The 24,582-nt window shown below is 56.2% G+C and carries 17 protein-coding genes; 7 read left to right on the top strand and 10 right to left on the bottom strand.

Annotated elements, in window-relative coordinates; all coding sequences use genetic code 11:
- Window positions 1-114 precede the first annotated feature (114 nt).
- The 5 genes from Q4G72_RS17860 to Q4G72_RS17840 all read right to left on the bottom strand — a co-directional run bounded on the left by Q4G72_RS17860 (window position 115) and on the right by Q4G72_RS17840 (window position 7,068).
- On the bottom strand, window positions 115-507 hold the full coding sequence (locus Q4G72_RS17860; protein WP_303312797.1) for a hypothetical protein: 393 nt from the start codon (window positions 505-507) through the stop codon (window positions 115-117).
- 113 nt (window positions 508-620) lie between these two features.
- The gene (locus Q4G72_RS17855; protein ID WP_303312796.1) at window positions 621-1,748 is read right to left on the bottom strand and encodes a porin; all 1,128 of its coding nucleotides are present in this window, start codon (window positions 1,746-1,748) and stop codon (window positions 621-623) included.
- Window positions 1,745-3,727 (bottom strand): KUP/HAK/KT family potassium transporter, encoded by a 1,983-nt coding sequence (locus Q4G72_RS17850; protein ID WP_303312795.1) that lies wholly within the window; start codon window positions 3,725-3,727, stop codon window positions 1,745-1,747. The genes Q4G72_RS17855 and Q4G72_RS17850 overlap by 4 nt, the downstream gene beginning before the upstream one ends.
- 44 nt (window positions 3,728-3,771) lie before the next feature.
- A complete protein-coding gene (locus Q4G72_RS17845; RefSeq protein WP_303312794.1) occupies window positions 3,772-5,529 on the bottom strand; it encodes an ATP-binding protein in 1,758 nt (585 codons plus the stop codon).
- A 195-nt stretch (window positions 5,530-5,724) separates the two neighbouring features.
- Window positions 5,725-7,068, bottom strand: coding sequence for a sigma-54-dependent transcriptional regulator (locus tag Q4G72_RS17840; protein ID WP_303312793.1), 1,344 nt, complete (start codon window positions 7,066-7,068; stop codon window positions 5,725-5,727).
- Between the two features lie 229 nt (window positions 7,069-7,297).
- Here Q4G72_RS17840 and Q4G72_RS17835 point away from each other — a divergent pair, with 229 nt between their 5' ends.
- The gene (locus tag Q4G72_RS17835) at window positions 7,298-7,654 is read left to right on the top strand and encodes a hypothetical protein (RefSeq protein WP_303312792.1); all 357 of its coding nucleotides are present in this window, start codon (window positions 7,298-7,300) and stop codon (window positions 7,652-7,654) included.
- A gap of 70 nt (window positions 7,655-7,724) precedes the next feature.
- Here the strand turns inward: Q4G72_RS17835 and Q4G72_RS17830 are convergent, their stop codons facing one another.
- The 4 genes from Q4G72_RS17830 to Q4G72_RS17815 all read right to left on the bottom strand — a co-directional run bounded on the left by Q4G72_RS17830 (window position 7,725) and on the right by Q4G72_RS17815 (window position 12,773).
- Window positions 7,725-8,687, bottom strand: coding sequence for a 1-phosphofructokinase family hexose kinase (locus Q4G72_RS17830; RefSeq protein ID WP_303312791.1), 963 nt, complete (start codon window positions 8,685-8,687; stop codon window positions 7,725-7,727).
- Between the two features lie 129 nt (window positions 8,688-8,816).
- A complete protein-coding gene (locus Q4G72_RS17825) occupies window positions 8,817-10,145 on the bottom strand; it encodes a DUF2254 domain-containing protein (RefSeq protein WP_303312790.1) in 1,329 nt (442 codons plus the stop codon).
- Window positions 10,146-10,638: 493 nt separating this feature from the next.
- Window positions 10,639-11,640, bottom strand: a complete 1,002-nt coding sequence (locus tag Q4G72_RS17820; protein WP_502213692.1) for a DUF5691 domain-containing protein — start codon at window positions 11,638-11,640, stop codon at window positions 10,639-10,641.
- Window positions 11,637-12,773 (bottom strand): SWIM zinc finger family protein, encoded by a 1,137-nt coding sequence (locus Q4G72_RS17815; RefSeq protein WP_303312789.1) that lies wholly within the window; start codon window positions 12,771-12,773, stop codon window positions 11,637-11,639. The genes Q4G72_RS17820 and Q4G72_RS17815 overlap by 4 nt, the downstream gene beginning before the upstream one ends.
- A gap of 486 nt (window positions 12,774-13,259) precedes the next feature.
- Here Q4G72_RS17815 and Q4G72_RS17810 point away from each other — a divergent pair, with 486 nt between their 5' ends.
- The 6 genes from Q4G72_RS17810 (at window position 13,260) to Q4G72_RS17785 (ending at window position 22,333) form a co-directional block, all read left to right on the top strand.
- Entirely contained in the window at window positions 13,260-14,369 is a 1,110-nt protein-coding gene (locus Q4G72_RS17810) for a Fic family protein (protein ID WP_303312798.1), read from the top strand.
- Between the two features lie 176 nt (window positions 14,370-14,545).
- On the top strand, window positions 14,546-15,526 hold the full coding sequence (locus Q4G72_RS17805; protein ID WP_303312788.1) for a tyrosine-type recombinase/integrase: 981 nt from the start codon (window positions 14,546-14,548) through the stop codon (window positions 15,524-15,526).
- 114 nt (window positions 15,527-15,640) lie between these two features.
- On the top strand, window positions 15,641-19,096 hold the full coding sequence (locus tag Q4G72_RS17800; protein ID WP_303312787.1) for a hypothetical protein: 3,456 nt from the start codon (window positions 15,641-15,643) through the stop codon (window positions 19,094-19,096).
- Window positions 19,077-19,532 carry a response regulator gene (locus Q4G72_RS17795; protein WP_303312786.1) on the top strand — a complete coding sequence of 152 codons (456 nt, stop codon included), beginning with the start codon at window positions 19,077-19,079 and terminating at the stop codon, window positions 19,530-19,532. Before Q4G72_RS17800 ends, Q4G72_RS17795 begins: the two co-directional genes overlap by 20 nt.
- A gap of 3 nt (window positions 19,533-19,535) precedes the next feature.
- A complete protein-coding gene (locus tag Q4G72_RS17790; protein WP_303312785.1) occupies window positions 19,536-20,756 on the top strand; it encodes a 5'-methylthioadenosine/S-adenosylhomocysteine nucleosidase family protein in 1,221 nt (406 codons plus the stop codon).
- Between the two features lie 560 nt (window positions 20,757-21,316).
- Window positions 21,317-22,333: an alpha/beta hydrolase gene (locus Q4G72_RS17785; RefSeq protein ID WP_303312784.1), complete on the top strand. Its 1,017-nt coding sequence runs from the start codon at window positions 21,317-21,319 to the stop codon at window positions 22,331-22,333.
- A 265-nt stretch (window positions 22,334-22,598) separates the two neighbouring features.
- Here the strand turns inward: Q4G72_RS17785 and Q4G72_RS17780 are convergent, their stop codons facing one another.
- Window positions 22,599-24,209 (bottom strand): hypothetical protein, encoded by a 1,611-nt coding sequence (locus tag Q4G72_RS17780; RefSeq protein ID WP_303312783.1) that lies wholly within the window; start codon window positions 24,207-24,209, stop codon window positions 22,599-22,601.
- Window positions 24,210-24,582 lie beyond the last annotated feature (373 nt).

Here is a 24,582-nt window from a genome sequence, read left to right as displayed (position 1 = left end):
GAAAGCGATTGCGCCAAGCGTACGGGTCGCAGAACCGAGCCACTCGCCGCTATCCAAGTCCGATAAGTCGAATTATGGTAAGCTGCTACCCTTACCAGAGGTTCATGCCTCCTTTTACCTCATCACTTCCTTCTTCATAGTCATAATAGCCGCGGAGCTTAAAGCGGCAAAAGGAAGCCGGAGCGACACTTGCTTACCCAGATGAAATACCAAGACGTTCGGCCAGCCCGGTTGACAGGAGAGCGCGGTAATTTCCGCTAGCACCAGCAAGTACGTTTTGCGGGAAAAACGGAACGGGTAAGTAACTAGCAGGATGCCATCCCGACTGGTGATGTGCACAAAATCCTGGAAGGCCACGGCATAACTTACCGCCAGCGCCGCCCCTATGATCAGCAGCCAGCTGGCCAAGGAAGCCGCGGGGCGGTACGTCACCAGCCAGGCGGCGAGCGTGGCCGGCCCCAACAGCGCCCGGAGCGCGGGTGGCCAAAACGAGCTGTGCACCTTCATACCCCAAGTCCTTTGCGAAACATGAATAGTTGCTTGTTTTTAAGATGAATTTCGCCCCGCACCTCCGGCCGGCTTATCCCTCCAGCGGCATATAATGGGGAGCCCTCAGGTACTTATAGGCGGATGGTTACGGAGGTCGTGATATTGCCGTAGTGATTGGAGAGGCCTGCCTCCCGCCGCGGGAAGGTGGGGTGCCTGGCGGCTAACAGTCGGCCTTCCAGCCGGACGAGCACCTGGCGGGCGGGGGCATAGTCCAAGTTCAGGGAAGCGCCTCTCAGAGTGACTGCGGCAGCACCGGGCGCTGGCGTCAGAGACTGAATCACTACCCCCCGCTCGGCCTGGTAGTATTCTGCCCGTAGAGCACCGGTCCACTGCGGGGCCAGCTGATAGCGCAGGAAGGCGGCCCCCGCATGCCACGTATCACGCTTGCCATCATCTGTAGCCTGCTGCTGGCCGATGTCGAAAACCAGGGCCAGGGAGAGCCGCTGGGTCGCCGCGTAGCTCCCGTAGAAGTCATGGAAAAGGCGCCGGCGGCGCAACGAGTCCCTTGGCTGCTCATTCCCATAAAAAGAGCTGCTGTTCAGCACCCATTTGCCGCCCGCGGGCTTCCACTGCACCTGGGTGCCCACGGCCTTGCTTTGATTGGTTTCGCGGATGTTCTGCCAGCCGTTCAGCACCAACGCGGTCAGGGTCAGCGGCGGGCTGACTTCATAGGTCAGGCGGGCCCCGCTCTCGAAGTAGGGGGAGTTCTCGGCCATGAGCGAGCGGGTCAGTGTCCAGTTGTCCTGGCTCAGGGCTGACTCAAAGCCGATGTGCGAGGTGAAAATGCCCACGTCGAGCCAGGCCTTTCGAAAGGGCCGGAAGCCGGCGTAGGCTTCATATACATGCTGGATCACCGGCTCCTCGGCGGCGTAATTAACTACTACGTAGGAGCCCGCGTGCAGGCCCAGGGCCCCGCGCACCCGCTCGTCCTGGTAACGAAGGCCCAGTACGGCGTTGTTGACGGTAAACTCGTTCTGGCGGTCGTGGGAATACAGGAAGGCCGGTCGATCATGCGTGTCCCCATGGCCAAAGTCATACCCATAATAGGCGTCCACAAACCCGTAAAAGGTTAACGGCGAAGCAGGGGCCGCCACCGAATCGGGGACCGGCACTTCCGTGGCCACTGCCACAACGGGTGGTTGAGCCCAAGCAACTCCCACCCCCGCCAGGCTTAGCCCGGCGGTTACTAGCAGCTTCATGGGGCCGTTACCGGGGAGGGTTGATCTTCAATGCGGGTGAGTGTGATGTCCTGAGCCGGTGAGATGATCAAGGGCACCTTTTCCACTTTCACAGAGCTGGTATCCAGCCCGAAATACTTGTCTTCGGAAGCAATAAACTGCTTGATGTAGAAGTAGGCCTGCATGATCACTTTCTCCATGGGCGGGAAGTCATTTTCCACTGACAGGTACTTTTCCAGCACCACAAAGCGGAAGTCGCCGGTGACGTGCTGCTTGCTCAGCGACTCGTAGCGCGAGGTGATATCTACTTCCTTGTTGCGCACCATCTCCTCAATGACCTTGCGGAAATAGAGGTTGATTTTCTGCTCCACCCGGAAACCCAGGCGGAAGGTGATGCGGTAGGCATCATCCACGGCCAGCTCCTTCACCGAGTACTCCATGGTGTAGGGCTGGTCGGTGGTGTCCACGTGCACAAACCAGTAGATATCAGCCCGCTTAGGGCGCTTCTGGAAGATGGAATAGATGATTTTCGACTCGATTTCCGTTGGCCGCTCCGCTGAGCTCATGAACACCAGGTGGGTGGAATACTTCGGGATGGACTCATCCTTACTGAGCTCGCGCAGAGCATCCAGGTAAGTAGCCAGGGGCACCACCTCCGTCAGGCGGCGCTTGATGTAGTAGGCGCGCAGCCAGACGTACATGACCGAAATTAGGCAAAGGCTGATGGCCACCGACACCCAGCCGCCGTGGGGAAATTTGATGAGATTGGCCACCAGAAAGGAGCCTTCGATCAAACCGTAGACCAACAGGAAGAGGACCACCAGCGGCATCGGCACCTTTTTAGCCTGCAGCCACATAGAGAGCAGCAGGGTAGTCATCAGCATGGTAATCGTAATAGCCAACCCGTAGGCGGCTTCCATGTGCTCTGACTTTTGAAAGTAAAGTACAATGCCAATACAGCCCAGCAATAACAGGCGGTTCATGCTGGGCACGTAGAGCTGCCCTTTCACGTCGGTAGGGTAGTTGAGCTTCACCTTGGGCCACATATTCAGGCGGATAGCTTCGGAGACCAGGGTAAACGAGCCCGTAATCAGGGCCTGGGAAGCTATGACGGCGGCCATGGTGGCAATGCCAATGCCAATGAGCAGGAACCAGGACGGCATTAAGGCATAAAACGGGTTGCGTCCCGAAAGCTCTTCCCCCTGGTGGGCCACCAGCCAGGCGCCCTGCCCGAAGTAATTCAGCAGCAGGCACAGCTTGACGAAAATCCAGCTGATGCGGATGTTGCCTTTGCCGCAATGACCCAGGTCGGAATACAGGGCCTCGGCCCCGGTAGTACACAGAAACACGGCCCCCAGCAGCCAGAAGCCGCCCGGCGTGTTCACCAGCAGGTTATAGGCATAATAGGGGTTAGCGGCTTTCAGGATCTCCGGGTGATGCAGAATACCCATGATACCCAGCACGGCCAGCATGCCAAACCACACGAACATGATGGGGCCGAAAGCCTTACCCACAATCTGGGTGCCGAAGCTCTGGAGAAGGAAGAGCGCCACCAGAATACCGATGACGATGGGCACCGTCGGGAGATGGGGGTAGACTGCTTCCAGCCCTTCCACGGCGGAGGACACGGAAATCGGCGGGGTAATAATCCCGTCGGCCATGAGGGCAGCCCCGCCGATAATGGCCACCGCGGATAGCCAGGTGCCGCGGCGGCGCACCAGGGCATACAAGGAGAAAATACCGCCCTCCCCGTTGTTGTCCGCGTTGAGGGTGAGCAGCACGTACTTTAGGGTAGTTTGCAGCGTGAGCGTCCACAATACACAGGAAATACCGCCGTATACCAGGTTCGCATCGATCCGGCCGGGCACGATAGCTTTCATGACATACAGCGGGGAGGTACCGATATCCCCATAGATAATACCGAGCGCAATGAGCAGGCCCGCCGTCGTGATGCGGCTGGTATGATGGGTCTCCGCGTTATCGTTTTCCAGAGTAGACATAGGGAATAGCAAGTAAGAAGGCGGTGTGGTACGTGCCCCAAAGGTTAGGAGGCCAAGGGTAAGGTGAAGAAGAAGGTGCTGCCCATGCCCGGTGAGCTGGTCACGCCGAGCTGTCCGCCCTGGGCCGCAATGAACTCCCGGGAAATGCTCAGGCCCAGGCCACTGCCGCTGCGATACATGCCGGCGGCATCGGGCACTTGGGCAAAGCGCTGGAATATTTGCTCCTGGTGCTCCCGAGCAATCCCAGGGCCGTGGTCCTGTACATTGACCTGTATGGCGCCATGGTCAGGAGTTAGGGCTGCGCTGACGATTATATGACCGGCATCGGGCGAGTAGCGTACCGCATTGGCCAGCAGGTTTAAGAGTACCCATGCGGATTTTTCCAGGTCGGCGTGCACCAGCGGCAAGTCGGGCGCCAGGTTTACGTCCAGCTTCAGGCCTTTCGGGGCTAGCTGCAGCTGCAATGGGTCCGTGGCTGCGGCCACCAGCGCCGGGACGGCCGTGGGCTGTACATTCAGGGGGATAGCCCCCGATTCCAGGCGGGCGACGTCCAGCAGGTCGCGGGTGAGCTTGAGGAGCCGCTGGTTTTCCTGCTTGAGAGTAGCTACCATCTGCTGCTGCTCCGCATTCAGGGGACCCACGCGCTGGTCCTGCAGCAGTTTCAGGTGAAAGTGGATAGTGGACAGCGGGGTCTTCATCTCATGGGAGACGGTGGCTAGGAACTGGGACTTAGCCTGGTCCAGGCGCTTGAAGTCCGACACGTTGTGCAGGGACACAATCGTCCCCAGAAATTCCATCTGGCCCCGGACCGGGTTAAAGCACGTTTCATTGTGCACCAGCAGGCGGTAGTGATTTTCTTCGCCGTCGCGGGTGAGCGTAAAGGGCAATGCTTCGGCGGCCCGCTGGGCTTCGGACGCCAGCACCTGGGGCAGTAAGGAGGCCATCACGCGGTTGGTTTGCGCCAGTTGGGCAGCTGACTGACCCACCACCTGGTTTTCGGGTAACCCCAGCAAGGCGCAGGCGGGTGGGTTGGCCACCAGCACCACGCGGGCTTCGTCCAACAAGAACAAGGCCTCGTCCAGGGTCTGCACAATGCTGGCTACCCGGTTGCGCTCGGTGAGTACTTCGGCCAGGTTCGTACTGCGAAATTCATTCAGGTGCCCCAACAAGCGGTTAAAAGCGAGGGCAACCTGCCCAAACTCGTCGCGGCTTTCCAGGGGAATAGTGGCGGTAAAGTTTCCCTGCGCGGCGTGCTCGATGCTGGCCGAGAGCTTAGCCAGCCCGCTTACGGCTACCTCAGGTACGCCCACGGCTAAGCCCAGCGCGACGAGGAAGCTAACCGCCAAGAAACCCAGTAAATAGTAGCTGGCTTGCTCGGCGGTGCGATTGGCGCGCTCATTTTGACGAGTCAGCGCCTGCATATTGACGGCCACTAGGCGGTGGGTGAGCCGGCGCAGCCGGGCTAGCTCGGTGGGGTACCCGGCCGCTTGGATAGGGAGCCCCGCCAGGGCGGTCAGGCTGTCCACAACCGGTTGTTCCCCGGCTTCGGTGACGTTGGCCGCGGCCTGGTGGAGTTGCTCGCGGAAGCGGGGGAGCCCCTTCGGCGCGTTAGGAGCTATTTCGGCCACATCTAACGCCTGAAGCATCCGCTGGCCCAGCTGGACCGAGCGAAAATTATCCTGCAGAATGGCGCGGGAGCTCCGATCCAGGCGCTGCACGGTCGTATGGGCATACCAACCCATACTCAACAGGAGCACCAATACGGCCAGAAAGCCCAGCGTAATTTTCGTTTTGATGTTCATAGTGGAGAGCAGTCCAAGTGCAAGCCAATGACAAGCCAGGGTAGGTCCGGTTCTAAAAACAACTTGCAAGCCCCTGATGGAGAGTTGCTTATTTATTAAATTCCCCGAGTTGCCAAGCTGTCTAGTACATAGAGCCCTATCCTTTTGACATGGTATGTGGTCAAAAGGATAGGGCAGACTTAGCCGGCGCGACGCTTATAAGCCGTACTCCTGTATTTTTCGGTAGAGGGTTTTCAGGCCGATACCGAGCTGCCGGGCGGCCTCGGTTTTATTGCCGGCGGTTTCCTGCAGGACCAGCCGGATCTGGCGCTTTTCCATCGCGCGCAGCGAGCGGCTGTTCTCTGCCTCGGCGGCGGGTAGCTGTTGAAACTCCGGCGGCAGGGTATCGGAGGTCAGCAGCTCCTCATCGGCCAGGATCACGGCGCGCTCCAGCACGTTTTTCAGCTCCCGGACATTGCCGCGCCAGTCGTAGTGCCGCAGTTGGTGGAGGAAGTCAGGGTCCATGCCCCGTAGGCGCTTGCCCAGCTTGGCCGCGTACAGCTGCAGGAAATGACGGGCCAGGGTCTCAATGTCGTCGCGGCGGGCATTCAGCGAGGGTACAGGTACGACAAACACTGATAAGCGGTAAAACAAATCGGCCCGAAAATGTCCATGGTCGGCTTCCTGCCGCAAATTGCGGTTGGTAGCGGCAATAAGGCGTACGTTGACCTTCGTCGGTTTCGTGTCGCCCAGCTTGTTAAACTCCTGGCTTTCCAGGACTCGTAGCAGCTTGGCCTGCAGGTTGATGTCGAGCTCCCCGATTTCATCCAGAAACAGCGTGCCGCCGTGTGCTTCCTCGAATAGCCCTTTCTTGTCGGTTAGGGCCCCGGTAAAGGCCCCCTTCCGGTAGCCAAAGAGCTCGGATTCCAGCAGGTCCTTGGGAAACGCGCTGCAGTTGACCGCCACGAAGGGCTTGATGTGCCTGGAACTGGCCTGGTGAATCGCCTGGGCAAAGAGCTCCTTGCCGCTGCCGGTAGGCCCTTCCAGCAAAACGGCCGCTTCGGTGGGGGCAACCCGTTCCGCTAGCGCTTTGGCCTGCCGCAGGGCAGGAGAGTTCCCGATCATGGAGCCAAAGCTGTGTTGCGCTCCTACCTGCTTTTCTAAGTCGGCCACCCGTCGCTGCAGGCGGGACTTTTCCACTGCCCGCTCGACGACAACCAGCAGCTGGTCGTCCGAGTCTCCCTTGGTCAGGTAATCGAAAGCCCCCAGCTTCATGGCGCGCACCCCATCGGGAACGGTGCCGTAGGCGGTCAGCAGGATGACTTCCGCCAAGGGCGCGATAGCCTTTAAACGAGTCAACAGTTCCACCCCGTGGGCATCGGGCAGCTTCACATCGCAGAGGATAACGAGTACGTCGGCAGCCAGTTGTTGCAACAGCTCAAGCCCGCGGCGGGCATCAGGAGCCTGCCAAACGGCATACCCTTCTAACTCCAGAACCCGGGAGAGGACCTGCCGCAGGCTGGCTTCGTCATCGATGAACAGGAGGGTGCCTTCTCGCATATGCCCTGGGAGGATGCTTGCTTCCCGCAGCGAAGATAAGTCAACAAACCTGGCATTTTGATAAAGGGAGGTGCTCTTACCTGCTCCTCGGCGGGCATGGGGCCCCTTACCAAGGCCTAGCCTGGTTTTACCAGCCCTTTCGTATGCTTCGCGGCAAGCGTGTATCTTGTGCACCCCCGGCATGCCCACCTGCCTGCCAGGGTTGCTTTTATTCCTTAACCTCTCTCCCTTGAAAGCTGGAAATTCCCTGTCGACATTCTTTCTAGCCAGCCTTCTCGGTCTGGTAGCCAGTAGCTGCAACAAATGCAAAGATGAAGATCCCCAGGCCCGGATCACCAACAATGGCACGCAGACGGCCAGTGTGCAGGTCAAAACCTCGGGGGGCAACACGATAAATATCAACAACGTAGCCCCCGGCACCAGTTCGGATTTTGCCAGCTATGCCCCTGGTCAGACGACCTTCACGCTGAAAGTCAACAACGTGGACTATGTCAGCACCACGGACGTGAGTCAGTGCCACGAGTATACCATTGCCATCGACCGCTCCAACGTCATCACGGTGACGGATACGGACCGTAACGATTAATCCCAGGTAGTGCAGCTCCCTTATTAGGATGCATGACCCGCACTATTGGTCAGGAGGGAAGTCCCGGTTGTCAGGCGGCGGCGGGCATCGCCTGCCGTAGCCAGTGGTAGAGCCGGTCGACATCCGCTTTATGGAAGAGCTCCGTGCCCGGGTTCATGGTGGCCGCCGTGCCGCAGGCGACCCCGAGGCGGGCGGCCTCGCGCAGGGGAAGGCCCTGAACTAAACCGTAAACGATGCCGGCCACCATACTGTCCCCGGCTCCCACGGTGCTGCGCCGCGGGACGGCGGGGGCGGGAATGTGGTCTTCCAGGTCGTGGGTGATCAGGCACGCTCCCTGCGGGCCTAAAGACGCGACCACAACCTCGCAGCGACCCGCCCCAATCAGCCGGCGGGCCATGGGGGCCAGCTGGGCACTTTCAATTTCGCCGCCGGCCCCCACCAGCTGGCTGAGCTCCCGCAGGTTCGGTTTAATCAGATAGACGCCGGCTTCCACCATGCGCTGTAAAGCGGGGCCGGAGGTATCGGCAATGACTTTTACTCCCCGGGCCTTCGCCAGGTGCAGCACTTCTTCCAGAAAGTCTGGCGCTACGCCCGGGGGCAGGCTGCCACTGATGACCCAGTAAGCCGGGACGGGCAGGCAGGTGCGCAGAAAATCCAGGATCTGCTGCTGCTCGCTACTGGTCAGGGGCGTGCCGGGCATGCCGAAGCGGAACTGCTGGCCGGTAGTGGTATCCACCACGGTAAAGTTCTCCCGGGTATTTCCCGTAATGGGCACCGCCTGCTGCGCAATTCCCTCGGCGGTCAACAGCTGCTGCAGCTGCAAGCCCACCGGTCCGCCGGCAGGAAAGACCGCCCGGGAACTGACCCCCAGCCGCTGCAGGCCCCGGGACACATTAATCCCGCCCCCGCCGGGCTCAAAGACCGGGGGAGCACAGTGCAGCTTGTGGTCGGGCACGATGCCGGCCACGGAGGAGCTCTTGTCCACGGCCGGGCTCAGCGTGAGGGTGAGAATTTGGGTAGGGTCCAAGGGCATAGCAGAGAAAAAGGAAGAGGAGAATACCAGCAGACAAGAAAGGTATAGGCCGAGGAATTCTGATTTACGCAGAAGTAAAAGGGAGAGACACCAATGTGGTAGGCGATTCATTTACCAACCCCAAAGTCCCTATTGCCAACGCTCATGCAACTCTTGGTATAGTGCCTGCACCTGCTGCTGCTCATAGTTACCCGTGATGCTACTCTGGGCACAGGCCATCACCAGGGCCGCCTGCTCCCGCAGCACCGCTTTGCGCTCGACATACAACACCTGGCCTCCCGCTAAGGCCAAGGCCCGCAGCAGGTGCCGCAGCACCGCCGGGTTGCCGCGTGCATTCAGGCGCACCAGGTCAAAGGATAGGCGGATGTAGTCCTCAAACGAGGGCGTGCTGACCACGACGCGCAAGTGCTGCCCATCGCCCCGCCACGGCACGGGAAAGTCCCGGCGCGCTAACTGCCCGTTGATTTCGCCCAGGTAATTAACGGCCATGATGGCCGTGGTCGTGTCATTAATGCCGATGGAAAGAGCCTTCAGGGCAATGTCTACCAGCTGCTGAATGCCAAAGCCAATGTCCTGCTCGATGTTGCGATGACGGCCGATGGTTACATATTTCATTAGGTCCGCGGGCCAGGTGGTCCGGGGTTCCCCGGGGGCGTCCTGCCCGGGACGGACGCTAAACAGGGGCTGGCCCTGGCCCACAAACGAGCCGACGGCAAAGTGCAGGTGCAACACGGCCCGATGGTGGTGGGCCCAGCGCAGCAGGCCGGCGGCGTCAACGCGCTGCAGGTACCCGCAGACGGTGGCAGGTAACGGGTGCCAGCCCACTTCCTCCTGTAGCAACTGCTTGGCCGCTGGTTGCGCTTCCTCGGCCACCGGCTCCCCCAACTGACCGGGAAACAGGTTGCCGATGGCCTCTAGGGTTTCCAGAGCAATGCGGCGCACCAGTGTACCGGTCTGCAGGGATTCAGCAATGTGGTGAATGAAAAACACCAGGGCCGCTACCCCGCCCATGGCCAGGAGCAAGCCCACGAGCACGGCTGTAGAGGGTACGAATTTGCCTTCCTCGGGACCACGGATGGTACCCAGCACGGCCAGGCAATAGGCAAACACGCCAACGAAATAGCCCATGACCACCTGGTTGACTTCGTCCCGCATGAAGTTGCGGAGCACCCGGGGAGAGTATTGTGTACTGATCTGAGAAAACGCGGCCAGCGTCACTGAAAAGGCTAGCGTAGCTACCGTCAGCATGGAGCCGGCAATGGCCGTGAGCATGCCCCGGGAAGCATCGGCCCCAATGCCAAAGAGCAAGGGAAAGTGCTTGGTGCCCTGCACGGTGGTGTGCGCATCATAGCGTACCAGACTAAAGGCCGCTGCAATGGCTGTCAGCACCATCAACCCAGGCACAAACCAGAGCGATTCGCGTAGTAACTGCCACTGCTGGAGCAGGCGGAGCTTCATACCAAAGGCAAATGGGTTGCGGAAGGGCGGCGGGCGGACGTTAACCAGCAGCAGCGCGACGAGAGTACGCTCACCTGCGCCCAATCGGTTCGTTAGAAAGTTATACCGAAGTTACCTCGAATGGTTGTTTGCAGCCGGAGGTGTTCCGAACAGGCGCAACACGTTGATGAATTGGGTAGTAAGCCGGCTGGACTAACCGGCCGGGGCATAGCCGGTGGTCCGCATCTCTCACTTAGGAATTATTGGTCCTTCTCGCTTCTGGTCCGGCCACGCTGATCCTTTACGCGTTGCGGCCGGCTTTATAACGTTTATGAAACGGACGTTCAATAGCGGTGAAAGCAGAGCGGATTGCTTTTTCAAAATTTTCGGAGCAGCATCTTTTGAGGAAACGTGATGGTCCAACTGGTCCTGCGTACGGGGCAGTTTCTAAGAACATTGTGCTACGCCGGGCGGGTCTGGACCTTTCTAGGGCTGGCGGAAGTAAGGTGCTTAATTAGTCTTGCTGCGATGGGGGCTCCAGCAGGGACAAACGGAGCTGGCGCTTGAACCGGAGCACGTTTAACTCCTTTCCAATGAATTCCTGCGGCCCGACACAGGCGTCGACTACCCCCTGAAGGCGTTGTTCGAGCTCTTCCTCGTGGGCTTCCGGGACCTGCTCCACGAGGTGGTGCACCAGCTGCCTGATTGTCCGTTCCACGTGGCCATATCCTTTCTCGGCGGCCTGGCGCAGGGTGTCCTCCAACAGCTGAAGGCCCTGCTGCCAGGGGGCAGGCGTAACTACCTCCTTGTTTGGGCGCTGCTGCAGCAGCCCCTGCGCCGCCTGGCGGACGCCCCGGTCCGGGGAGTGAAGCCAGGGGCGCAGCAATGGGGTGTCATCGGCCGTCAACTGCCAGGATAGGGCAGATAAAAAGTCGGCCTGCAACCAGGGTGGATCAAACGGCAGCGAGGCGGCCAGCAAGGCGCGACCGCGCGCGGGATCCTGTTCTCGACAAACCAGCAGAAAGCGCCACCTCTGCTGGGGGGAGCCATGGGTCCAGGTCCGCTCTTCGGGCAGCGTTACAAGCGAACGCCAGGCCGGCTGCAGGCGCGCCAGCCAGGCGCCTCGCTCCCCCAGCGCGGCCAGCAGGTAGGGGTTCGGATAAGCGGGCGGGTGCTGGATCTGCTGCTCCAGCGCGGCTGCCAGCAGCCGATGCGGCACCCGCCGCCCGCTCAGGGCCAAGTCTTGATAATAGCTATACAGGAAGCTCGAGTAAGTGCCCGCGAGCATGGTCTCGAGCAGTTGCTGGCCTAGAGGCCCAACGGCGGGCCGCGTTTCCGGTGGGGGAGCTAGAGGCGTCGTCCCCGTGCCCCGCATCGGCTGCCACGCGGCGCGCTCCTGGCGCCGGAGCGTGCCCGCGGCCAGCAACAGCTCGTGCGCGGGCAGCACCGGCGCGGAGTAGTGGCGTGTTCCGGCCAGGGCGACGGCGCGTAGCTGAGACCAAATGGGAAAGCTCATGGCGTAGAAAGTTCCGTTGGGGAAGCAGCGACGGCCCAGTGCGCCCAGGGCTGCAGAGCCTGGCCATTCCATTCCCCGAAGACGGCGAGCGGGGCCCCGGCGCTGGTAGCCAGCAGTTGCCACACTTCCTGGGCCGGCCCGTGCAAGGGAACCAGACACTGCTCCTGGGGATGATACAGCTGGACTTCGGTGGGACTGGTCAGCACCGGCACCACGGGCCCCAGTGTCACCGGCCACTCGGTGAGCCAGGGTTGCTGCTGGAGGGCAGCCGCGTACGCCTCAGCCAGTTGCCAGGGGGAGATGCCGGGGGGGACCATTTCTCCCCCCGATTGCTGTCGGACCCACCCCGCTAGGTCCAGCGTAGCCCGTAAGGGATACGCACTGGGATAGAAATGCAGCGGACCCGTGTACTGCCCCCTGGGCTGTAACCCACTGGAGGAGGGGGGCGGGTTCCAATCCGATTCCAGCCATAGCGCGTAGCGCCCCGTGCGCTGGCCCCAGAGCCAAGTCCGGCGGTGATACCAAGGCCCGAAACGCTCTTCTGGTTGGGTATGCCGGGCCAATACCCGCCAGGTGTCGGCCACGCCGGGCTGCGTGGCCAGCACCCGTTCCCGCGCCAGCAGGTGAATGCCGGCGCGCAGGCGCACGTCCTCCCGCTCGGCCGGGGACAAGGGTTCGGGGTGCTGAAATGCTTGGGTCAGTAGGTAGAGGTCTCCCAGGGCCGCCAGCAAGTCATCCAGCGCTTGTGGCCCCGGTTGATGGCGCAGAACGGCGATCTGGCGCAAGGCCCGGCCCAAGCCCGGCAGCTCGTGCTCAAACAAGTGGGCGATCTGGTTTTCCCAGATCGAAGAGAAGAGATACTGGGCGAAGGGCAGGCCTTCCGCCAGCAGGGCTTGGAGCCAGGTCGCCAACGTGGCGGCACCATGTTGCTGCCGCGCCAGCCGCTCCGGTTGGTCGGGGTGCTCCAAGGCTTTCTGGACGACCCAGATAGGCGTGTAGCGGGTGCGCCCGCCCGTCCGCGCGGCATCGGCTGGGCGCTCCGCCTGCCACCACGTCATCCACTCTGGCGGCTCGGCCAGGGGAAAGTGTACTGGCGTGCGCATCCAGAACAGGAGCAAGGCCACACTATGCACGCAGGGATGACTGCCGTCGGGGCAGGAACAGGCAAACTGCGCACTGGCCGAATCGACCCCGGCCCGCCAGACCTGCTCGCCTTCTTGCCCCTGCCCCCAGCAGACCGTGTCGGCCTGCCCCAGCTCCGTCCAGTGGTGGGCCGCGGCCAGCAGTTGCATGTGCTCGTTATGTTCGCGGTACGCAATCAAAGCGAGCACCTGTTCTTCGCTCCAGTTCATGTAGGCAGGGTGTTACGGGGTGGGCCTACTGAAAGTACGCAAGTTTTGATTGACTCCTGATCAGATGACCACAGACTGTTGGGGCTTTGTCACATTTCTTAAACGCTCCTTGAAGAGTGGTGACAGCAGAGCGGATAGGTTCCGATAAAGTTTCCTTATGCGACCCTAGCCGCTCCAGATCACGGGAGGTTACTCCTAAGCGCCGTTCGTCCTATACAGGAATGCAGAACTAGTTGCGGAGAATAGTGGTTATATTTACCGCATATGATGCGGAGAATAGGCCCTTACATTCATCAACTGCCTGATTGGCCGCAGTTCACCTGGCAGCCGGCGGCCTTAGAAAGCCTGTTGGGAGAAGTGCGTCACCAGCAGGGACGCTTGCTCGGGCGGCTCGACGGGCTTGGCCTAGACCTGCAAGCCGAGGCCACGCTGCAAACGCTCACGCTGGAGGTTCTGAAGTCCAGTGAAATCGAAGGTGAGGTATTACCGCCGGCGTCGGTGCGCTCTTCGATTGCCTACCGTCTGGGTTTAGAGCAGGGAGGGCTGCCACCCGCGGATCGCCGGGTGGAAGGCGTCGTGGCCCTGATGCTCGACGCCACCCAGCAAGCGGAGGCGCCCTTGACGGAAGAGCGCCTCTTTGCCTGGCACCAAGCGCTGTTTCCCACGGGGTACAGCGGACTGTATGCGGTGCACGTGGGAGGCTGGCGCACGGGGCCCATGCAGGTGGTCTCCGGTCCAATGGGACGGGAGCGCGTGCACTATGAGGCGCCACCGGCCGACGTGCTACCCGCGCAGATACAGCAATTTCTCGCCTGGTTCAACGCCCCGCTCGACTTGGACCCCGTGCTGAAAGCCGCCGTGGCCCACTTCTGGTTTGTGACGATTCACCCTTTCGACGACGGGAACGGGCGCATGGCCCGGGCCATCGCCGACCTGCAACTGACCCGGGCCGACGGCACGGCCCAGCGGGGCTACAGCATGTCGGCGCAGATTCAAGCCGAGCGGCAGACGTACTACGACCTGCTGGAAACGAGCCAGCGCGGCTCGCTGGACCTAACGCCCTGGCTGACCTGGTTCTTGCAGTGCCTGGGCCGGGCGCTGACCAGGGCCGAGCAGACCCTCTCGCAGGTCCTGGCGAAGGCCCGGTTCTGGGAACAGCATCGCCTCACCCCGTTGACCGAGCGACAGCAGCGGCTGGTGCTGCGGCTGCTCGATGGCTTCGAGGGAAAGTTGACGACTTCCAAGTGGGCGCGCATGGCCCGGTGTTCCCAGGACACGGCCGGCCGCGACATTGCCGACCTGATTGATAAAGGCATTCTGGTAAAGGAGAGCGCCGGCGGGCGCAGCACGAGCTACCGCTTAGCGCCACCAAGCTAAGCCACGGCGGCAGCGCGGCGCGACCGTCTAGGGCGAGGGATGCCACCGCGCATAAGAACTGCTAAGGTTGACTGCTCCTACCGCAACTTAGTACCGATAATACTTACTTATCGGTACTAAGTTGCTATCTTGTATTTTCGAGTGAAGATTGAACTTTGCTCCTTATATATAGGTACATGGAAAACCTGTCGTCCCTGCCGGTTCTGGTTCCCACCCGGAATCATTCCCTCGTGGAACTGCCCGCTTCGGTAGGTAAGTATGTCGAGGCCGGACTGCACGGGGCGGAGAATACCAAGCGCGGGTATGCCGCTGATCTGCGGAGCTTCCAGGATTACTGCACGCATCACCAAGTACTTCATCTACCGGCCGAGGTCACCACCGTTGCCGGGTATGTTTCGCAGATGGCGGACCGCGGCCTAAAGCTGGCCACCATTCGCCGGCACGTGGCCGCCATTGCCAAGCTGCACCAGCTAGCAGGAAAGCCTTCGCCCACGGGACACGAAGCGTTGCAGGTCGTGCTCGATGGCATTGCACGGGTGGTGGGAAAACGGCAACGGCAGGCCCCCGCCTTTACTGTGGCCGAGCTCAAGCAGGCCATTCGCACTCTGGATCTGACCACACCCACGGGCCTGCGGGACCGGGCGTTGTTATTGCTGGGCTTTGCGGGTGCTTTTCGGCGCTCGGAGTTGGTGGCTCTCAACGTGGAGGATACCGAACTAACCCGGCAGGCCCTGGTGATTCATCTGCGCCAGAGCAAGACCAATCAATATGGGTTGGAAGAAGACAAAGCCGTATTCTATTCGCCGAGTGCGGATTTCTGTCCCGTACGGGCCGTACAGGAATGGGTGGAATGCTTAGGTCGTAGCCAAGGGCCTCTCTTCACGCGCATGAGCCGGGGCAACCAGCAGCGACCCGCGCAACCTGGGAAAGAGCGGTTGACGGATCAGAGTGTAAATGATTTGGTGCAGCGGCATTTGGGAGCCATGTATTCGGCCCACTCGTTGCGAGCTTCCTTTGTGACAATTGCCGTGGAAGCCGGGCAATCGAACAAAGCCATTAAAAATCAGACCAAGCAGAAAACGGATGCCATGATTGAGCGGTACGCTCGATTGGATGATGTTAAGCGGTTTAATGCGGCTCAGTTTTTGGGTTTATGATTATATAAATATCATTTAATCAACATTCGATTAACTGCTGAAAGCAATGCCTGTCCCTCGTTTAGTTAAAAATCCAAACCAAGGTATTAGTTTTAAAATTATATAAGCGAAAATATGAATAATAAGAATAAAAGTGTGATGACCGACGCTCAAATCAGAATAAAGTTTCGAGATGGAATCCGGGGCGTTAGGGATAAAATGGCATTTCTGATTGAAGCAAGGACATGGCTTCCACTACCTCTTTTTGCCGAATCTTTAGAGTGGATAAGACGCCAACCTAATCTATTAATTGCTTTGCATCCTCCTTTCCCAGAGGATACTCAGATACTTGGTGCATACAGAACATATGAGCCTACCTCTTTGCGACGTGAAATGGAATGGGCTAAACTCATTATCGTATCACATTCAAAGAAGCTACAACAATTTATCTGCCTTCGTGAGGCTATTCAACAATATGTGTTACAAGGTGAGTTTATTGATGCTAAAGAAAATTTAAATATCCTTAGATCAAACTTGGGTGTGTCATTTTGGTGGATTAAACACAATTTAGCTGTATCTCAAGTTTCAGAAGGAATCGAATCTCAGAAAAAATTTGCAACCGAAATTAAAAATGATTTTGGTAACTGGAACATAAACGGATATATTGTACATCAAATAAGTGTTCGCAATGAGCCATCTGTAACACCTTCCAGATTCACCTTTCAACTAGAGGAAGAAATCGAGCAATTCCCCTTTCCTAAAAGTTGGAAACAAGCTCTTAAATACCATGTAATTGGGGGAAGATATGGCGCACTTGATGACGCAATTCATGTTCTAAGACATTCTTTAGCTGAGTCCGCAATTGATTTATACGAAGCATTATTACATGTTGCAAGAACAGTTGCATCTCAATCAAGCTTGACCAAGGAGTCTGCAATAGTATTATCTGTTCTACAAGAGTTGCAAACGGTTATCAAAGATACCCGAGTCGAAAAGCTTATTTTTATTCTTAATGAAAAGGACTCAATTCCGCTTGAAGAACACGATCTACATGGTTACAATAGCTTAATGTTCAATGAGACTCCAAGTGCATGCTTAGGTGCATTGCGTAAGAATCCAATTCAAATCGGCGATTATGCCATAGCTGCAATCACTAATCAACAAAGCAGTAATAAATTTGCTATATCGTCTCAACTAATAAGCGCTTTATCTAGTGTGTTTTCGGGTGACAGCGAAATTGATAATAATGCTGCAGAGATTGATAGAATCGCGATTGCTTTTCCGGGGTTTGAGGTAATAAGTGCTCTTAAAGCGGTTTCCGAGCGCCAATTGTCAGCTATTCCAATAGGTTATCATGATGGTAACACGGCTAGAATGAATAGCGAAGTTCATAACCGAGAATCAAGGTTGATGTATGCTTTTTCACCGATGATCGGGTACCATCCATTTCTATTGAGGTTTTTACCTGAAAAAGTCGCTAATAAAATAAATAGTGTTTACCTTAAAATTAATAAGCCGAATGGAACAGAGTTTAGGTTATCAGATGAGAAGTTGATATATAATGGAAAAGATTACCATGCCTTAGAGCTTGCTAAATCAAAAGCAATTGAATGCTTAGCCTCTGGTATGTTTAGTGAAGCTATTGAATTAGCTGAGTCTCTTAAAACCTGCGGTGTAAATTCTTACGAAGTTGAAGCTATCAGGTTAATTTCATTTACGCTTATTGAGAAAAATGAAATTTTGAAATGCGTCAACTTCGTAAGTGATGAATATATTAATAACCCGAAGATTCATCACTTTTTACCTATTAAAGAGCTAGCTGACAAGGTTGATAAATCTTTGCGGCGGGAAATGCGATCTGACATATCATTAGCAATTTTGTATGAAATCTACTCAAGGCATATAGATGGTGCATATGAAAGACTATTACGTCCAGCAGTATCAGGGGTCATTCAAGGTAATGAAGCTTTGAGGCCATCTGAACTTAGAAAGTTTGAGTCAACATTTGTAATTCAAAAACTTATATATTTTTTAAGGTATACATGCTTGCCCGATATAATCTACATGACAGGGGGCTATACTAGCACTGAAGAACTATTAGAGGAACGTATTCTTGTGCTTGAGTGGCTTAAAAAGTTGGATCCAACGAATCAAAAGGATTATCAAGATGAAATAATCAATTTGACTAGGCGTATTGTACTAGCAGCAAGACGAATAGAGGTCGAACAGAGTAAGATAGAGCTTAATTTCGCCGGATTAATAAAAGAAGCTGAGAAATCTACCAAAGAAAGCTACGATAGATATTTAGCATATAATGAAGCTGGCTTGAAAAGCGAGACCGTAGCAAATATTCAAAGTGGGCCTTCTAAATCAGCAACACCTCAACTGCCTTCGCCACTTCCCATTGATGAAGTTAGTGAACTGTTCAAACTCATCATTAGAGACCTTACTAATATATTCACAAAAGATAAAACTTATGGATTAGATGGTTTTTTAAGAACGAGAATTAGGCATAATGTTCTGGAAAGTGAGTTAAGGAGCCCTTTAGTTGCTAATCGACTCGTTACGTCTCGTGATGTTCAAGGCAATTACAGATTTAATGACTATTGGCTGGGTGAACTGAAAATAGTAGAGATGGAAAAAGCGAATTTGCTTAATACTGTATTAAGCAAATTCGCTCTTCAATACGATTCATTAATTGTTGAGATAAATGAGGAATGGGTGAGAATCCGTCATGGGAACTCGGAAAAAGGTTTGATCCACGTGGGTCTAGATGATAACCAAATAGCCACTGTCGAAGGGTGGTTGGCATCCAGAGTCACCGCATTTGATGATTTCGCTCAAACCATTTTCTTCCTCTGTGCCAATAGTATTGAGCCAGGTTTAACAGCAATACGTGAACGCCTAGCTGATGAGGCTAAACAAAGAGCATTAGCTCTGATTGATAGATTAGAGGGGGAACTACAAGCAATTAATTGTGCTCCTGCTGCACTGATTAACTCTATCAGAGATGTCAGGGGGTCGGTACCTCGTGCATTTGACAGGGTAATTGCTTGGTTTAATACAGCTTACGAGATATCCAACGAACCTTTACCACTTAATGACGTCGTTCAAATATCCATTGAAATGGTGCAGCATTTTAACCCTAGATTCAATGCTATATTCAATTCGAAATCTAATAACATCATAATTCCTGGATTAGCAATAAATATAATTACTGATATATTTGTTGTGTTTTTCCATAACGTAATAATCCATGCTGGTTTAGGTGAAGATCCAAGCATTCATATTGGATATTCAGAAGTCAATGGGGTGCCACGATTCGAATTAATTAATTTGTTGGGAGAAGAAATTGACACTCTTTTTCTTAAGCAAAAAATGCAAATGATGATGAACCGCATTAATGACGATACATATCAGGAAAAGTTAGGTAATGGGGCCGGGACTGGCTTATATACTGTTTTTCAAACAATTAATGAGGGAATGTTTTTCGATCCCAAACTAAGTATTAAAGTGGGAGATGATAAGACTTTTAATGTGAGTTTTAGCTTGCCAAATTTCCTAAATCAAAATGAAAATACTTCTAATTGAAGATGACGAGCATAAGTGGGAAAGGCTTAAAAACTTCTTGGAGTCTACACTAGAATTTCCTGAACTTATACTGGCCAAATCTGTACAAGAAGGATTGACTAGCCTGCGTCATTTTGTGCCCGACTTAATGGTCTTGGACATGAGTTTGCCAGTTTTTACATATTCGGCTAAGGAACAGGGCTTTCAACACAGTTCTTATGCTGGGAAAGATATACTGGAACATTTGTTTCATTTCGACATAAATGTTCCTGTGATAATTTTTACAGCCTTTGACAGATTCGGTGATGACAATAATGCCGTAACTCTTAGCGAGTTAGATTTGGAATTCAAAAGGGATTACCCAGAACAGTATGTAGGCTGTGTATGGTATAATTCACTTGAAGATGGATGGCAGGATGAGCTTTTAAAGCTAATTAACCAAAAATTTAAAATTTAACAAATGCTTACAGTATTGATTCTGGAGGATAATAACGATAAACTTACTGCAATAGCAAGCACATTAATTCGCACTGGGCTCGTTGACAGTTCATCAATTGTAAATGTTGCTGATACATTATCTGCTCGTATTCGGCTTAGAGATAAACAATTTGATTTATTAGTACTAGATCTCTTGGTGCCCGAACAGCTGGGACAAAGAGCGAATCCAGACGGCGGCAGACACTTACTTGAAGATTTACTTGAAAGTGAAGAATATCACATGCCTAGGCGAATTATCGGATTAACCGGTTATGAAAATCTTGCTGGTGAACTATCTGCCGAATTTCAGGCCCACGGAGTCATTTTAGTTCATTATGACCATAAGTCTGATTCGTGGGAAATGCCGCTTATTATGCAGTTACGCCAAATAATAGCCACTAAAAATGCCGAGAACAGTACAAAAAAATCTTATAATATTTATTTGGGTATTGTGTGTGCATTAGAGGTTGAATTTGATGCCATTCAAAAGTTACCTTGGTTTTTTGAGCCTTATTATATAGATGGCGATTCCACTGTCTATATTAAAGGACACTTTTCGCAAAAAGGCATCAGTAGAGAAGTTGTTGCGGCACTTTGCCCAAGAATGGGAATGAGCGCTGCATCAATAACTTCAATTAAGTTGATTGAAGCATTTCGTCCCGAAATTCTCGCTATGACCGGTATTACTGGTGCCGTACGAGGTCAAGCTAATTTGGGAGATGTCATTGTCGCCGAAGAATGTTGGGATTGGGGAATGGGAAAATGGACACAACTTGATGGTAACGCATTGTTTGTGCCCGGCCCTCACCACCTTTCACTTGAGTCGAACCTTCACGGGGCCGCTTTAAGATTAAAACGCAACAGCATGGCTATGGCAGCCATTCGTGAGCTAAGCGATGGTCCCAAACCCGAGACCATTTTAAAAATGCATATAGGGCCAGTTGCCTCAGGTTCAGCTGTTATATCAACTCAAAAGATGACGGATCATATCCAAGCTCAACACCGAAAGTTGATTGGAATAGAAATGGAGTCATATGGATTGTACAGTGCTGCTGCTGAAGCAACGATGCCACGGCCAAGGGCTATTTCTATTAAAGCGGCTAGTGATTTTGCAGATGACCATAAGGATGATAGTTTCCGGCATTTCTGCGCTTCTGCCAGTGCACAAGTCCTACGACACCTTATGGAAACCGGAGTCGATTGACTGTACTGATTTCCACAAATAGTTTGCTTTGCAAAAGAAGGTTTTGTGACCAGTTAATAACTGATTCACTAATTTTTAAGTTGTGATAAGTGAATGTTATCGGACCTTATCGGGCGCTTTCGGGATAGGTTCCGCTTCGTAAACTTTATCGGAACCTATCTGCTCTGCTGTCACACCTATTCAAGGAGCGTTTAAGAAATGTGACACGCTACTTAGACTAACCCATACCCCACCCGTTTCGGTCGACTCTTACCGGCGCGAAACAAGCTTTCCCCTGGGCCCGGTAAACAAGCGAGTGATGGCCCTCGGGGCGGCGTGCTACCTACCGGGCTCTGTTCGAAGACAAGCCGACCCGCTGCGCCGATGCGCCCGTGTCCCGCCAGACCTTCAAGGCAGAATGAGACAGAATTCCGCGTGCGATTTAGCGCCCGTCTTGTTACCTTCCAGGAGGGCCGCGCCCGTTTCCAGGACTTTCTGGAAAGCCTCCGAGCACCGCCCGAAGGGTTGCCTCTTAAGGGGAAGCCCTGCCGCTACTTCCCTCTTTTTCTGCCCCCACTGCCATGCAAAAAGCAGCTGAATGCCTCGCCTTGCTCCTCGCCGTTCTTTCCCTTCAGGCCCCAGCAGCCTGGGCGCAAACCTGCCACACGGGCCACGTAGACCCGGCCGTCACGCGCTTTTTGAAAAACATGCCCCCCGACAACCGCTCACTGCAACAACTGCGGCAGACCACCAATTTCACCCAATACAAGCAGGCCGGCCCCCCGGCCCTTCCCTACCCGGCGGCTGATGTCACGCGCCTCACCATCACCCCCGACAGCATTCGGGTGCTGGTGTTCCATCCCACCCATGCCCAAGGGCTGCCCATCATCATCCAGTACCACGGCGGCGGGTTTATTCAGCCCCTGGTGCCCTGGATGGAGCAGGCCTACTGGCAGGAGGCACAGACTTTCCAGGCGATTGTTTTCGCCGTGGATTACCGGGTGGCACCGGAGCACCGGTTTCCCGCCGCCGGGAATGATTGCTACCGCGCTTTCCAGTGGATTAGCGAGCACGGCACGGCCTACGGCGGCGACACCAGTCGCCTCGTGTTGAAAGGCGAAAGTGCCGGCGCCACCCTGGTGGCCGTTGTGGCCCAACGAGCCAAGCAAGCGGGCCTCGCCCACCGCATCAAGCTGCAGGTGATGATTTGCCCCGCCACCGACCACCCCCGCCACGCGGCCCGGTATCCCTCCATGCAGGAAAACGCCACGGGCTATTTTCTGACGACCGCCGGCGTCCTCTTTGCGGGGGAGACGTACGCCGCCCCCAAAGACTATACCAACCCCGCCGTGGCCCCCATTCTGGCCAAGGATGTCGCGGGGCTGCCCCCGGCCGTGTTGGTGACGGCCGAGTTTGACCCCTTGCGCGACCAGGGAGCTGCTTATGCGGCCCGGCTGGTCAAGGCCGGCGTGCGCGTGTGGTACCACTGCTTCCCCGGGCAGATTCACGTGCTGCTCACCGACCAGCCTGTGTCCCGGGCCCAACAAGAAGCCAACGCCCTGGTGCGCTTGGCCATGACCGCCGTGCTGAAACGCTAACCCCCGCCCGCCCGCGTGCCTTGCCTTTGGTGCGGTGGTGGGCGACCGTTTCGGTCCAGGCCCAGCCGACGGATTTTCGGTGCGCAAGCCAGCGTAGTCCACTGGCAAATGCGACTTTTGAACCAGCCTTTTAAAACAGGCCAAAAGTGAATTGCCCGACCACTTCTGGTGGTATCATTCCTGACTTGCCGAACGAGGTATAAAAAAAGCCGGACCCCCTACGAGGAAGTCCGGCTCCGTTGCTGGTGGGTAACTCGCGGTTGCGCTACCGACGCATGGCCACGCCTTTGGCAGGCCCCGTGTCCAAACTTTTCAGGTACGCGACCAGCGCCGTCCGCTCCTGGGCGCTGACCGCGTAAAACGGGTGGGGAGCGCCTTTGCCGCGGTTGGGATTGAGGAGCGCCTCCAGGCTGGGCACGGAATTATCGTGCAGGAACACGGGCTTGCGGGCCAGGTCGAGCAGCAGCGGCAGGGCGTTGCCGCGAATGCCGCCGCCGGGGCTGGCATCCACCACAATCATCTTGTCGTCGAACGTGCCGGGCGCATTCTGAATGGGGCTCAGCGGCGCTTGGCGCTGGGCCAAGACCTTGGGCTTGTAGTCCGGGTAAATCTGATTCATCGGAATCAGTTTGGCCATCACCGGCTTGCTTTGGTCGGTGTTGTGGCAATTCGTGCAGTTATTCGAGACAAACAACGCCCGGCCCTGGCTCACAAGCGCGGCATCCGTTACCATCCCTTTCGGGGCCGCCAGGGCCGACACGTAGGCATTCAAATCGCGCAGCTTCTGCTCGTCGACGCGCTTGCCGGTGGGCGTGGGCGCCTCGCCGGGCTTGCCTTCCGTGGAGGCGGTCACGTAGGGAAAGCCCGTGACCCCGGTCGCGGCCAGTACCTTCGCGTAGTCGGCCAGCATGGCGTCGCCGCTGGCCCCCCCCAATACATGAATAAACTGCTTGCCGCCGGGCGAGAGCAGGTTGCTTTGGTCGAACAGGGCCGTATAGACCGTGTTGTTGAAATCGTCCAGCTTGTCGTTTTGCCCCGAACTGCCAAAGGGCGCGGCCAAATCCTGGCGGAAGAAAGGCGTGATGTGGACGGGGTTGCCGTTGCCATCGGGCGAGTCGTCAAAGGTCCCGATGGGGTAGAATTTGGGGTTGCTCAGGTAAGCGTCTACCTCTGCCTCAGTGGAGGTGGCGGTGAGGCCCTTCGGGGCCCGGCCAATGGTGCTGCCGTCCGGCTGTTGCAGCTGCAGCGTGGTGAACAGGGCCCGCGAGTTGGCGGCGGTGGCCAGCAGCTTGCCCACGTTGAGCTGATGGGGCGTGGGCCCGTCAATCCGCTTTCCGATGCTGCCCTTACCGCCTAGGTCAAACATCGACTTGTCGGTCACGGCGTGGCACAGGGCGCAGCTCACGCCTACCAGGGCCCCCTTGGGTACCATGCCGATGACGGCGTTGGCCTTCACCAGCGCCTCCATCGTGGCCGGGTCGTTGAGCTTTGGGGCTTTGGCCGGCGAATGGTCCGTTTTTAACTCGTTGGCGAAGGCGGCTTTCACATCGGCGGGCATGGCGTCCACGTCGAAGCTGACGCCGGCTTTCAGCGCGTCGAGCACCGTGAGCTTGGCCGCTTTCATGCCCTGGGGCATGCGCACGGCGTTGGTCCAGTAGCCTTCCGTGCCGAAGGTTTCGTTTCGAAACACGTCCCGGCCCGCTTCGGCATGGCCGGTGGGGCTCGCCACCGTAGGGGCAACCCCCGTCGAATCGGCGGCCGTCTGCGCGGTGCCCTCGGTTGTCTTGCTGGAATTGCCCTGGCACATGGCCAGCGTCATCACGGCAAGGGCGGACAGGCCCAGGGTGGGCAGTCGCCATTTCGTAAAAGAAACCATAGCGGGTTGGGGTGAAGCGTGAAAACAAAAGTTATTTGGCTAACGAGTCCCTAATCGCCTAGGTTACTGTGAGGTGGTTTAAGTTAACCGGTCCGAAGCCCTCGTCCGGCAGGTGGTAACGGTGGATGGCCCGCACTTGCTCCCAGCCCGTGCCCTGGGAGCAAGTGCGGGCCGGGACCAGGCAATGGCCCAAGTGGCAGAGGAGTTCTTCCAGAGGGTGAAAACGGCCAACGCCGTGCTTTTTACCGCTGGCGGCAAGCGGTGGCTACCCGGCTACTTGTTAGTGGCAAACGACGCTTCCCTTTTCACCAGGCAACCCCACGATTCCTCTCACCCCGTCACTCCTTGGACCCAGTGCAACCCCGCCCCAACC

This window comes from Hymenobacter sp. BT730 (assembly GCF_030542105.1).
Classification (GTDB): domain Bacteria; phylum Bacteroidota; class Bacteroidia; order Cytophagales; family Hymenobacteraceae; genus Hymenobacter.
This window is presented reverse-complemented; position numbering and strand designations above follow the sequence as displayed.